The following is an 11,390-nucleotide window of genomic DNA, read 5'->3' on the forward strand; positions in this document are numbered from 1 at the left end:
ACTGATCGTCGTCTTTGAAACTGGTTTCGAGGAACCTCACGCGCGCGCGTGAGAGTGTGGCCTTTCATTGCGATCAACATCACAACGGGCGGACCGTCAGATCTCGATCGCCCCGAGTCAGTCTGGAACAGCTCGTGAATTCACTTGGTTCTGTTGCCTGTGCGCGTGCTCGGCAGCAGGCTGACTGAAAAGCCTCTCGAGATCCTCAGGCGGGAGCTGGATGCCATCCATTTGGAAAATTCTCTGGAATGTTCCATCCGTATTGAAGACCAGGATGACCTGCTTACTGGAGCTGCGCACATTGCCAGTCCAAAGACTGGCTTTCGACTGGATGTATTGCCAGGTGTAGCCAGTAGCGCCGCTTGCCCCAACCGATGATCGCAGCGGCGGCGCTTCCAAGAGGGCGGCCGCCTCGCTCAGCGTTGTTTTTCCGATGACTAGATGCTTGAGATTCTGGTCTTTGAAGTCCTGGCCAATTACCGCCTTTGCACCGAGCAAGACCAACAGAACCGCGAGCGAAAAAACCAGCTTCTTCATGACGCCTCCTTGTCCGATTTGAATTCTGCGCATTGAAAAATGCGCCCTTTAAAGCTCAACAGCAGGTCATCTACGGACTCAGGTCTTTGGCTTACGCAGTCCCCGAGAAGACCCTTCTTGGGTTTCCTTTGCCAGCAGTGCAGTCAGCATGTTCAAGGCCATTACGCGACCGGGATCGGACAGCGCCCAGAACGTATCCACCACGTCATTGAACTGCTCTATCTCAGTGTCCGTCATGCCGGGGCGTGCGATGCTGCGTTGCCCCGTCAGCACGTAAAGCGGATCCACTCCCGCATCAGCAAGCGCAGCCAGCTTGGCGGCAGGAGGGCTGGATGCATCTCTCTGCCAATCAATCACGGTGTTCTTCTTCGCGCCAGCGAGTTCTGCGAACTCAGGCAGCGTGAGGCCCAAGCGTTCCCGCTCGCTCTTCAGACGGGTTCCGATCGTCATACGAAATTCCATGCCATATGTGTTGACAGGCACGGAAATCCGTACCATGATTACTTCCACTGGCAGCGCCCAAAGCAGCCAACCAATGGAACAAGGATCAAAGGATACACGCGATGAGCGAACCCGCCCCCAGCCTGGATCTTCACCTCAAGGTCCGCACCGCCTTCGTTGGCAAGGGCACCAGTCTCCGCGGCTGGTGCATGGAGAACGGCGTCCCGCCGCAGAACGCCCGAGACGTCCTCATCGGACGCTGGAATGGCCCGAAGGGTCAGGCCCTGCGGCGCCGGCTGCTGAAGGCCGCAGGCCTGAGCGCCTCAGCATGAGCACCGCCGGCCGCCCCCTGGACGAAGTCCCGACCCGCGAACTGGAGCTGTTGCTTGCCTCGGCCCGTGACCAGTACGCCACCGCTGTGAACAACTGGCAGTGCGCCGTCGAATCGGACGAGCCGCTGGCCCACACCCTGCCGCTGGCTGGTGCCGTGGACGCGGCCGATCGCCGCGCCGTTCGCATCCTGAAGGAGCTGGCCCGCCGCCAGCAGGGAGCTGCGGCATGAGCGAGCAAAGCATCTTCGCCCGTCTGCTGTTCGCCTTGGCCGGGCACAGCCGCACCGGCCTGCGCCTGAAACCCATTGCCGACGGCATCGGCGAATCCCCCAGCACCACGCTGCGCAACCTGCAGCGATTGGCCGAGGACGGCCTGGTCGAGCGCTCCCCCTTCGACCAGGACAACTGGCGCTTGTCCCCCCGAATTGTCCAGATCGCCCTGGCCCATCAGGCCGAGGTGGCCCGTGAAGAACGGCAACTGGACGACTTCAAGAACCGCTACAGCCGTAGCCCCAACTGATGACGAGGATCGAAATGGCAGAGAAGCAACCCAACAAGCGCGGCGCCAAGCCGCTGGCCCAGGCCGAGCCTGTGGGTACGGAGCTGGATGCAGGCAAGCTGGCCGAGCGCAACCAGGAACTGGTGACGCTGGGCGAGCACCAAACCGAGGTGGTGGACCAGTTCGGTGACGGCCTGCCGTGGCACCCGGATCACTATGAGAACGCCATCCGGGGCGAGCTGCGCCGGGGCTGCGAAGCCTTCCTGCGCGCCGGTCGCTACCTGGTCGTGGCTCGGGAATGCGCCGAACATGGTGAATGGCAGGGAATGCTTGATCGCTTGGGCATTGGCAAGGCTCAGGCGTTCCGGATGATGGAAGCATCCAAGCGTGTGGCCATGCTCCCAAATGTTTCGCATGCGAAACATTTGATCGAAGCCACCAAGAGCCAGAGCCGCCTCATCGAACTCCTGTCCCTGCCAGAGGAGCAGTTCGCTGAGCTCGCCGAGCAGGGTGAAACCGGCGGACTGTCTCTCGATGACATCGAGACGATGTCCCGTGCCGAACTGCGCGCCGCCATTCGGGACGCTCGCGCCGATCTGGACGCAAAGGATCAGCGCATCAACAAGTTGAGCGAGGATCTGAACAAGGAGCATGAGAAGACCCTCAAGGCACAGCATCGCTGGAAGAGCGCCACCCCTGACGAACGGCTCGTCACGCTCAAGCAGTCGGTCACCGAAGCTGAGCAGACTGTGCTGGCTGCCATCGGCGGCCAGGGCAATGGCCTTCGCGCGGCGATCCTGGAACTGGCCGACTTCGCGTGCGACAACCACGTCGAGGAAGATGCGGCGCTGTTCCTGAGCGACGTGATCGGCCGGCTCCTCACCTCGGTGCGCATCGCCCGCGACGATGAGGAACTGGCCATCGCGATCCCTGTCACCAACGACGCGGGGATCTGACGTGTCCGAGGTCCTCATCCAGGCTGCGGCCAGCCAGTTGCTGGCGGCGCCGCACGGCAGCAAGGGGCGCATCGCCTCCGCGCTGGCCGAGCAGCTGGGATGCTCGGTCCAGACGGCCTACCGCCACCTGTCGAAGGTGACGGCGGCCCTCAAACCCCGCAAGCGCAGGTCCGATGCGGGCGAACTGTCACTTACCCGTGACGAAGCGGCCTCGATCGCGGCCATCGTCGAGGAAACCCGTCGCCTTACCGGTACCGGTGCGCTGCCGGTCGAGGAGGCCGTGGATGCCTTGCGTGCCAACGGCAGGATCGAGGCAATGCGCGTGGACAAGGCGACGGGCGAGATTGTCCCGCTGAGCACCTCGGCGATCTGTCGCGCCATCCGCCATTACGGCTTCCACCGTGACCAGCTGGCAGCGGCCACACCGGCTGCACGGCTGTCCTCCCCGCATCCCAACCACCTGTGGCAGATCGACGCCTCGGTCAGCCGCCAGTTCTACCTGGCTGATGACGGCACACGGGTGATGGACAAGCGCGAGTTCTATCGCGGCAAGCCCGGCAACTTCACCAAGATCGCAGAACGCCGCCTGTGGCGCTATGCCATCACCGACCACGCCAGCGGTGCGATCGAGCTGTTCTACGTGCTGGGTGCCGAAAGCAGCGCCAACCTGCTGTCGGCCCTGATCCACGCAATGACACGGCGCGAAATCGGCACGATGCACGGCGTTCCCAAGTTGCTGATGATGGATCCCGGCAGTGCCATGACGGCCACCAGCACCAGCAGCTTCCTGGCGGCCTGCGGGATCGAGCCGATCATCAATGAAGTGGGCAATGCACGCGCCAAGGGCCAGGTCGAGAACGCGAATTACCTGATCGAAACCCACTTCGAGGCCCTGCTCAAGCTGCGTGCACCGGTCACCAGTCTGGAGGAAATCAATACCCTGGCCCAGCAGTGGGCACAGGCCTACAACGCCACCCGCATCCACAGCCGCACCGGCTACACGCGCCGTGATGGGTGGCTGCGCATCACCCAGGACCAGCTGCGCCTGGCACCGGCCGTGGAAGTGCTGCGACAGCTGGCCACCAGCGCGCCCAAGGCCTGCACCGTACGCGATTGCATGATCCGCTTCCGGGCACAGCAGTACGACGTGCGTGGGGTGCCGGGACTGATCAACGGTCAGCGCGTAGACGTGGTGGTCAATGCTCTGGATCCGGAGGGCAGCGTACGCGTGCTGATGCCAGGCACACAGGACTGCGCGCCTGTGCACTACATCGCACCGCGCATCGGACGCGACGACTGGGGCTTCCTGGACAGCGCTGCCCAGGTTGGCACGGAGTACCGGACCGCTCCGGAGACGCCGGCCGACGCAGCTCGCAAGGAACTGGATCGGCTGGCCATGCAGGTCCACACCGATGCTGAGGCCGCTGTGGCACGCAAGGCAAAGCGAGTGGCCTTCGGGGGCCAAGTGGATCCGATGAAGCACCTGCGCGAAGCCAATGTGACGCCGAGCCTGCCGCGCTCGGGACGCATCGCCCAGGTCGATGCACCACAGGTGCTGGCGGCCCAGCGCATCGAGCCTGCGCCGATCCGCGCCGAGCTGCCGCCACTGAACCATGTGGAGGCGGCCATGCGCCTGAAACCGCTGGTGGAGGCAGCCGGTTCGGCCTGGTCGCCTGACCACTACGCCCGTACCGCCCAGCGCTGGCCTGAAGGCCTGCCGGTCGATCAGGTCGAATCCTGGGCACACACCCTGGCAGCACCGGATCGCGGTGGCCTGCGCCTGGTTGAAGGAGGTGTGGCATGACGCTGCGCCTGAAGCGCCTGCTCACCGACGCAGGCATCAAACAGGGCGTGCTGGCCACAGCTGCCGGCCTGAGCCGACCGGCCCTCAATGCCCTGATCAATCACGGCCAGCTGCCCACCAGCTGCGATCCGGCAGTGGTGCGCGCTGCCATCAGTTCCTGCCTGACCCAGCACGGCGTGACCGACGCCCACTGGCATGAAAAGGAGGGGCCGACGTGCTCCAACACGCCGGCCCCGGTTTCCCCACCGCAAGACACCGATAACGACAACGACATTCACGACGAGGAAGATCCCATGCTACTGCGTTTTCAGGCATTGACCCCACAGGCCAAGCGCCACTTCGGCCTGACCACCAATCCCTTCGCCGATCCGGCCAGCGCCGACGAGGTGTTCCTCTCCCCGGATATCCGCTATGTCCGCGAGAGCATGTACCAGGTGGCCCGTCACGGCGGCTTTGCCGCGGTGATCGGCGAGAGCGGTGCCGGCAAGAGCACGCTGCGCGAAGACCTGGTCGATCGCATCCAGCGCGAGGAGCAGGCCGTCATCGTGATCCAGCCCTACGTGCTGGCCAGCGAAGGCAGCGATGCGGTGGGCAAGACCCTGCGCAGCCACCACATCGCCGAGGCGATCATGGCCGCCGTCGCACCGCTGGCCAAGCCGAAGAGCAGCCCCGAAGCCCGCTTCCGCCAGTTGCACGAGTCGCTGCGTGACAGCGCCCGCGCCGGTCACAGCCACGTCCTGGTGATCGAAGAGGCCCACAGCCTGCCGCTGCCGACCCTGAAGCACCTCAAGCGCTTCCGCGAGCTGAAGGACGGGCTGCGCCCGCTGCTGTCGGTGATCCTGATCGGTCAGCCCGAGCTGGGCGTGAAGCTCTCCGAACACAACCCGGAGGTGCGCGAAGTAGTACAGCGCATTGAAATTATCACGCTGCCGCCGCTGGACAACGAGCTGGGCGCCTACCTGGCGCACCGCTTCAAGCGTGCCCAGGTGCCGCTGGACAAGGTGGTGGAACAGAGTGCCATCGACGCGCTGCGCACCAAGCTGGTTCCCTCGCGCGGTGCGGGCTCGCTGCTCTACCCGCTGGCCGTCCAGAACGCGCTCACCGCCGCGATGAACCGCGCCGCTGACCTCGGCGTGCCGACCGTCACCGCTGACGTCGTGCGGGGGGTGTGAGATGCGCTCGGATCTGACCATTTCGCTCAAAACTGCCCTTGACCTTGTCGCTGATGAACGTCACCGGCAGGTCAATGAGAAGGGCTATTCCGCCGAGCACGACGACGAGCACGCGCAGGAGGAACTTGCAGCAGCTGCGGCCTTCTATCTGCTCCCGTCGTGGATGAACCAGGACGTTGTCAGTGTCGATGCGAACGGCGCGATGGAAATCGCCCCACTTCAGCAGTTGGTTGCCGGCAGTGCATTCAACCCCAGCGCCTGGGAGGGCCTCAGTCGACTGGAGGACGATCCAGAGGATGACGTTGAGACCCGCATTCAGAACGTCGTTCGGGGACTAGCCCTTGGCACCGCAGAGCTGGAACGACTGTTGCGCCTTCGCGACGAACAGGGGGGCTGCTGATATGGCGATCCGAACTGAAGGCTGGCCGGCCGCAGAGGGCATGGTGAGGGTACCGGAGAGCGAAGCGTGGGCGTTCGCAAATCAGGTCATCCTGATTCCCTTCGAAATTCAGGATAAGCCCGAGCCGATCAACGTGGACATCCTGCAGGTAGTGATCGTGCCGCGCGCCAACTGGGAGCGCATCACTGCCCATGTTCCGGCCGATGTGCTGCGGCGTGAAGGGGTGGCTCATGGCTGATTTCAACACCTCTGGGGCGCAGTACCTGCGCAGCTTCGCCTTCTACTTGATGCGCGATGCCGAGCTGCCCGACCGGCAGGTAACGGTGATGCACCGCGACCTGTTCCACCGTGCCGGCATCGAGTGGCGCGACGGCCAGGGCATGGCCTCGCTGCTGGACAACCTCAACCTGCAGCAGCTGCGAGCGTTGGTCGACCAGCTGCGCGACGGCGATGACGACGAGGAGGAATGATGGCCGTTCCGACCCTCCAGCGTTGCCTTGGCCAGGTGCACAACCGCAAGCGCCATAGCGCGCAGCACCCCCAGCGAAAGAAGTCCATCGGGGTGCTGGTGCAGGACTGCCACATGTTCCCCACAGCGTCGCGAGTGGGGGCTATCCAGGTACAGGACCCTGACTCCAGGTGTGAGTACCTGATCGAGGTGTGGATCCACACCGGCGTGCTGGTGATCTCGCAGAGCACCAACAAGCGCTGGCTGCTGGAACTGGACGAGATTCTGGACCTGGCGATTGCCGCCGGCATTGATCGGGGGGCCATCTGACATGCAGCTGGCCCTGCTACCGCAAGAGCTGTCCCCACAGACGGTGCTTTTGCAGTTGCAGGGCCGTCGCGGCGCCGTCAACGGCATCACCGCCCGCGACCTGGTGCAGCAGATCACCTCACGCACCAGCACCGCCGACGAGCGCCGCCTGCGCCAGATCATCGAGCAGCTGCGGCGCGAGGGGCACCCGATCTGCGCCCACCCGGCTCACGGTTACCACCTTGCCGCCAGTGCGGCCGAACTGGACCGCGCCTGCACCTTCCTGGTCGGGCGCGCCATGACCTCCCTGGAGCAGGTCAGCGCGATGAAACGCGTTGCGCTCCCGGATCTGTACGGACAACTCGGGCTGGACAAGCCCGCTACCGACGAGGATTCCAACCATGAACCATGAACGTAACTCCGATGTGCTGTATGCCGCCGCGAACACTGCCCGCGAGCTGGAGAACAGCGGCATCGAGATACTGGGCCTGCACAGCAATGGCCGCCGTGCGGTACTGATTCTGGACCGCCCTCCCACGATGGTGGGTGGCCACCTCAAGCGCCGGCAGCCCAACGGCAGCGGCGGCCAGGACCGCGTGATGGCCGCCGAGTACCAGGGCGTGCAGCTGGAGTGGACCCAGCGTCCTCCGATGCTGCGGGAGGTGGCTCATGGCTGAGCGCGGCCAGTTCCTGGTGGTCCCTGCTGAGTGGGTGGGTGGCGACACCTTCACCGACTCGGCCAAGGCGATCGAAGATGCCCAAGCCCGCAGCAAGGTCGACGGCAAGCACCGCGCGGTGGTTTGCGTGGTCGCCCGCACCACGCCCAGCCCTGCACCGGTCATCGTGCTGACGCGTACGGAAGCCGGCATCACCCAGCCGCAGGTGGTCCAGCCATGAGTGCTATCCCCAGCGTCGCAATGCAGCACGCCATCGCCCTGTCACTGGGCGCCAGCGTGGTCCGTTCTGCGGATCTGATCGACCGGGTGATGGAGCATGGCTTCCATTACCGCGGCTATGTGTCCAACGCGGTCGCCAAGGCGGTGCGGTGCGGAATGATCCTGCGCGTTGGCGAAGGGGTGGCCCGCAACTACCGCCTCAACCCCGACTGGAAGATCGACCAGGTGGCTCTGGCGGCCGCGCAGGCACAGCGTGTGCGCGGCATTCGGCCGGGTACGACAGGGGCGCAGAAGGCCCGATCTGCTGCTGGCGGTTACGAAGGTCCCGCCTTCGACAAAGGCCCGCTGATGCCCTCCATCGGCACCGTGTGTCAGTCCCAGGAGGATCTGGAAGGCGAGCTGCCGCCTTACCTCGGTGGTCGCTTGGTCGATTCGCTGCATAGCCACTTCGATCGCATCTTCGGTGGGGTGGAGTGATGGCACGCACCGGCCGCCAGCGCTACGACCACCTGCGCGCGATGCGCTTTGCGCTGTGGGCGCGTACGCAGAACCCGCGCCAGCTCACACCACAGCGCATTTCCGGCCTGCTCGGCATCTCGCTGGATGCCGCCCGCCGTTGGCGCGCCGACTGGTTCACCGCCACCAGCCCTATCCATGTCGAAGGCGTCCCCGATGTCCTTCGGCCCACTCAACCGTTTGTCACCCCCGCCGCCCAAGGAGGCGCCCAATGACCCCATCCATTCCCGAAGGCTACCGCGAAGACCGTAACGGTCGGCTGGTGCCCGAGGCACAGATCAAGCCGATCGATCTGGCGCGTGACCAGCTGGTGCAGGAGAAGATCCAGCGCGCCCTGGAACTGCGCGAAGCACTGCGCACCTTCAAGGCGGATACGTTCGCCGATATCGGCGCGTTCGTGCAGCTCAGCGGCGAGCAGTACGGCGCCAAGATCGGCGGTGACAAGGGCAACGTCAGCCTGTATTCCTACGATGGCCGCTTCAAGATCCTGCGCGCCTGCCAGGACACAATCCAGTTCGATGAGCGCCTGCAGGCCGCCAAGGCACTGATCGATGAGTGCCTCAACGACTGGACCGAAGGCTCGCGCGCCGAGCTGCGCACCCTGGTCAACAGCGCCTTCAAGGTGGGCCAGGACGGCAGCATCAAGACGGCAGAGGTGCTGTCACTGCGCCGGCTGCAGTTCGATGACGCCCGCTGGCAGCGGGCAATGACCGCGATCAGTGATGCGGTGACGGTGGTGGGCAGCAAGACCTACGTGCGCTTCTACGAGCGCGATGCACGGGGTCAGTACCAGCCGATTTCCCTCGACGTGGCAGGAGTCTGACATGCCGAAGATCCGAGATACCTGCACCTTCCGCTTCGACGGCGTTCGCGGTGCACTCAATGCCAGCACCTTGGCTCTGGCGGTGGAGATCGCCGACCGAGCGGCGCGGGCCGACCTCGAGATCCACGCTCTGGCCGTCGAGCTGGACGGGTTGCGCTTTTTCGACGCCACCTGCGGCAACGTTCAAGGCGAAGACGCGACCGCTGCTCGCTATGCCGTCCGTCAGGCAGTGCGGTACATCGAGGCGCGCGGAGACGCGTTGCCCTGGTGCCTGAAGCGCCACATCTCCCAGCCGGCGCTGCTGCACTTCGAAGATCGCACCGACCCCGAGGTGGCCACCACCGGCCCGCGTCATGCCTGCGTCAACTGCGACATGCCCACCGGTGCGCCCGAGTCGCCCATGTGCGGCCCCTGCGCTCAGCAGGCGGTGGGCGCGATGGCCGCCGCGCTGGCTGTCGCCAACCAACGTTTGGATCTGATCCACGAGGTTCAGAAATCCATCTGCGAGGTGCAATTGTGATCGCGTACTGCTGGGCCAATGGCCAGATCGGCTTCGGAACAAACGTGCCGGACGGCGCAATCTTCATTGCCGAATGGAGCAGCGCGCAGCTGCGCAAGGTGATCAGCGTCGCAGCCAGGCACGGAAAGGGAGTGATGCAGGGGGTGCTGCTTGTACCGGGTGTGCCAGAGGCGCAGACGCAGCGGGCAAAGGGTGACGCGCTTGGGGCTTGGCTTGCGTGGTGTTCCCAGCACCCGCGTCGGCTGCGCTGGGGCGCACTGCGCGCCAGCAACCTCAACACCGACCCAAAGGAGAACCGCCATGTTCATGCGTAACCTGGTGCTGTTCCGCTTTCCGACCAGCACCGACTTCTCCGAAGTCGAATCCGTGCTGCCGTATGGCGTTCTGAAGCCGGTTGGACCGCTGGAAATGAACTCGCGCGGCTTCATTTCCCCCTTCGGCCGTGAGGAGCAGGAGCGCCTGTCGTGCCGACAGGGCGACTTCCTCTGGCTGACAGTGGGTGGCGAGAACAAGATTCTGCCCAGCGCGGTGGTCAACCGTGCGCTGGAGAGTCGTCTTCAGGTCATGGAACAGGAACAGGGGCGTCGACCCGGTGGCCGTGAGCGCAAGCGCATGAAGGACGACATCTTGCACGAGCTGCTGCCCAAGGCCTTCGTCAAGAACACTCGCCACGACGCGATCTTGGACCTGACCCACGGCTATGTGGCCGTGGACACCTCCAGCCGCAAGGTGGGCGAGGCCTTCGTGTCCGATATCCACGGCCTGCTGGGCGGCTTCCCGGCAGTCCCGCTGAATGCCCAGGTCGCGCCGCGCTCGATCCTGACCGGCTGGATCGCCGGCGAGCCGCTGCCGGACGGGCTATCCCTTGGAGAGTCCGCCGAGCTGCGCGATCCGGTCGAGGGTGGCGCCAAGGTGCGCTGCAGCGACCAGGAACTGCGCAGCGACGAGATCGACAAGCACCTGGATGCCGGCAAGCAGGTCACCAAGCTGGCCCTGGTGCTGGAGGACGCGCTGTCCTTCGAGCTGGGCGATGACCTGGTGTTGCGCAAGCTGAAGTTCCTGGACTGCGCGCTCTCCCAACTGGAGCAGGCCGATGCCGACGGCCGCCGCGCCGAGTTCGACGCCCGCTTTGCCCTGCAGAGCGGCGAGATTCGCCGCCTGTTCCTGGTGCTGGAACAGGCCTTCCACCTTTCAACGAACCCGTGAGGCCCGGCATGACCATCAAGCGCTACAAGATTGAACGTGACTGGGGCGAAGGCCAGGTACAGCTTGAGATCGACCACAGCATCTTGACGCCGAAGCTGGCGACGGAAATCAACAAGTTCTGGACCGGTGCCGATGAGCGCCTTGGAGAAGCCGACGGCGACGCGGTACTGGCCGTCATCAAGATGGCGGGTGCCGAGTTCATGGGGTGGGTGCTGGACGTGAACTCCAGCTACTCGACCGAGGGTATGCAGCGTGAGTTCGATCAACTGGAGGGCTGGCCGTCGCCCCACGGCATCCGCTTGGTCGATTGGGACGACCGGCCCGATCTCGATTCCTGCCTCATGCAGGTCGAGGAAGTGGAGGTATCTCATGGATGAGACCGTGTACGACGCGGCATGGCGGGCCTACAAGGCTGCGCCTCGCGCCGTGGCCAACGGCCCGTCACGCTCAGCCATTCGAGCGGCGGTGGATGCGGTTCTTGGCTACCTGATGCCGCCTGGTTCGACGCCAGCGTTCTTCGCCGACCGCGAA

Annotated in this window: 22 protein-coding genes; 20 read left to right on the forward strand and 2 right to left on the reverse strand. The window is 64.7% G+C overall.

Annotated features, from left to right (window positions below; genetic code table 11):
* Positions 1-117: 117 nt before the first annotated feature.
* Positions 118-537: a hypothetical protein gene (locus O0K41_RS16530; protein ID WP_049403063.1), complete on the reverse strand. Its 420-nt coding sequence runs from the start codon at positions 535-537 to the stop codon at positions 118-120.
* Positions 538-615: 78 nt separating this feature from the next.
* Entirely contained in the window at positions 616-987 is a 372-nt protein-coding gene (locus O0K41_RS16535; protein ID WP_024957606.1) for a helix-turn-helix domain-containing protein, read from the reverse strand.
* 113 nt (positions 988-1,100) lie between these two features.
* Here O0K41_RS16535 and O0K41_RS16540 point away from each other — a divergent pair, with 113 nt between their 5' ends.
* From O0K41_RS16540 to O0K41_RS16635, 20 genes are read left to right on the forward strand one after another with little or no spacing between them, the layout of a single operon-like run.
* Positions 1,101-1,310 carry a hypothetical protein gene (locus tag O0K41_RS16540; RefSeq protein WP_024957605.1) on the forward strand — a complete coding sequence of 70 codons (210 nt, stop codon included), beginning with the start codon at positions 1,101-1,103 and terminating at the stop codon, positions 1,308-1,310.
* Complete coding sequence (locus O0K41_RS16545) at positions 1,307-1,540, forward strand: hypothetical protein (protein ID WP_024957604.1); 234 nt, start codon at positions 1,307-1,309, stop codon at positions 1,538-1,540. The genes O0K41_RS16540 and O0K41_RS16545 overlap by 4 nt, the downstream gene beginning before the upstream one ends.
* Positions 1,537-1,830: a helix-turn-helix domain-containing protein gene (locus O0K41_RS16550; protein WP_008267142.1), complete on the forward strand. Its 294-nt coding sequence runs from the start codon at positions 1,537-1,539 to the stop codon at positions 1,828-1,830. Before O0K41_RS16545 ends, O0K41_RS16550 begins: the two co-directional genes overlap by 4 nt.
* 14 nt (positions 1,831-1,844) lie before the next feature.
* Entirely contained in the window at positions 1,845-2,765 is a 921-nt protein-coding gene (locus tag O0K41_RS16555) for a hypothetical protein (protein WP_049403064.1), read from the forward strand.
* A 1-nt stretch (position 2,766) separates the two neighbouring features.
* Complete coding sequence (locus O0K41_RS16560; protein ID WP_049403065.1) at positions 2,767-4,569, forward strand: DDE-type integrase/transposase/recombinase; 1,803 nt, start codon at positions 2,767-2,769, stop codon at positions 4,567-4,569.
* Entirely contained in the window at positions 4,566-5,741 is a 1,176-nt protein-coding gene (locus O0K41_RS16565; protein ID WP_049403066.1) for an AAA family ATPase, read from the forward strand. Before O0K41_RS16560 ends, O0K41_RS16565 begins: the two co-directional genes overlap by 4 nt.
* Before the next feature lies 1 nt (position 5,742).
* The gene (locus O0K41_RS16570; protein WP_049403067.1) at positions 5,743-6,141 is read left to right on the forward strand and encodes a hypothetical protein; all 399 of its coding nucleotides are present in this window, start codon (positions 5,743-5,745) and stop codon (positions 6,139-6,141) included.
* Between the two features lies 1 nt (position 6,142).
* Entirely contained in the window at positions 6,143-6,379 is a 237-nt protein-coding gene (locus O0K41_RS16575; protein ID WP_024957599.1) for a hypothetical protein, read from the forward strand.
* Positions 6,372-6,611 (forward strand): hypothetical protein, encoded by a 240-nt coding sequence (locus O0K41_RS16580; protein WP_049403069.1) that lies wholly within the window; start codon positions 6,372-6,374, stop codon positions 6,609-6,611. Before O0K41_RS16575 ends, O0K41_RS16580 begins: the two co-directional genes overlap by 8 nt.
* Positions 6,611-6,919, forward strand: a complete 309-nt coding sequence (locus tag O0K41_RS16585) for a hypothetical protein (protein ID WP_049403070.1) — start codon at positions 6,611-6,613, stop codon at positions 6,917-6,919. Before O0K41_RS16580 ends, O0K41_RS16585 begins: the two co-directional genes overlap by 1 nt.
* 1 nt (position 6,920) lies before the next feature.
* Positions 6,921-7,310, forward strand: a complete 390-nt coding sequence (locus O0K41_RS16590; protein WP_053092093.1) for a hypothetical protein — start codon at positions 6,921-6,923, stop codon at positions 7,308-7,310.
* Positions 7,300-7,575 (forward strand): hypothetical protein, encoded by a 276-nt coding sequence (locus O0K41_RS16595; RefSeq protein ID WP_040006676.1) that lies wholly within the window; start codon positions 7,300-7,302, stop codon positions 7,573-7,575. The genes O0K41_RS16590 and O0K41_RS16595 overlap by 11 nt, the downstream gene beginning before the upstream one ends.
* Positions 7,568-7,795: a hypothetical protein gene (locus O0K41_RS16600; RefSeq protein ID WP_049397735.1), complete on the forward strand. Its 228-nt coding sequence runs from the start codon at positions 7,568-7,570 to the stop codon at positions 7,793-7,795. Before O0K41_RS16595 ends, O0K41_RS16600 begins: the two co-directional genes overlap by 8 nt.
* Complete coding sequence (locus O0K41_RS16605; RefSeq protein ID WP_125899021.1) at positions 7,792-8,271, forward strand: hypothetical protein; 480 nt, start codon at positions 7,792-7,794, stop codon at positions 8,269-8,271. Before O0K41_RS16600 ends, O0K41_RS16605 begins: the two co-directional genes overlap by 4 nt.
* A complete protein-coding gene (locus O0K41_RS16610) occupies positions 8,271-8,525 on the forward strand; it encodes a hypothetical protein (RefSeq protein ID WP_049397737.1) in 255 nt (84 codons plus the stop codon). Before O0K41_RS16605 ends, O0K41_RS16610 begins: the two co-directional genes overlap by 1 nt.
* Positions 8,522-9,133, forward strand: a complete 612-nt coding sequence (locus O0K41_RS16615) for a DUF3164 family protein (protein ID WP_049403072.1) — start codon at positions 8,522-8,524, stop codon at positions 9,131-9,133. Before O0K41_RS16610 ends, O0K41_RS16615 begins: the two co-directional genes overlap by 4 nt.
* A gap of 1 nt (position 9,134) precedes the next feature.
* Positions 9,135-9,653, forward strand: a complete 519-nt coding sequence (locus O0K41_RS16620) for a hypothetical protein (RefSeq protein ID WP_308304534.1) — start codon at positions 9,135-9,137, stop codon at positions 9,651-9,653.
* A complete protein-coding gene (locus O0K41_RS16625; RefSeq protein ID WP_065428038.1) occupies positions 9,650-9,967 on the forward strand; it encodes a hypothetical protein in 318 nt (105 codons plus the stop codon). Before O0K41_RS16620 ends, O0K41_RS16625 begins: the two co-directional genes overlap by 4 nt.
* On the forward strand, positions 9,954-10,859 hold the full coding sequence (locus O0K41_RS16630; protein WP_308304535.1) for a recombination-associated protein RdgC: 906 nt from the start codon (positions 9,954-9,956) through the stop codon (positions 10,857-10,859). Before O0K41_RS16625 ends, O0K41_RS16630 begins: the two co-directional genes overlap by 14 nt.
* A gap of 8 nt (positions 10,860-10,867) precedes the next feature.
* Positions 10,868-11,236 carry a DUF2528 family protein gene (locus O0K41_RS16635; protein ID WP_049403075.1) on the forward strand — a complete coding sequence of 123 codons (369 nt, stop codon included), beginning with the start codon at positions 10,868-10,870 and terminating at the stop codon, positions 11,234-11,236.
* Positions 11,237-11,390 lie beyond the last annotated feature (154 nt).

The organism is Stenotrophomonas sp. Sm2128, from assembly GCF_030985535.1.
GTDB lineage: Bacteria > Pseudomonadota > Gammaproteobacteria > Xanthomonadales > Xanthomonadaceae > Stenotrophomonas > Stenotrophomonas maltophilia.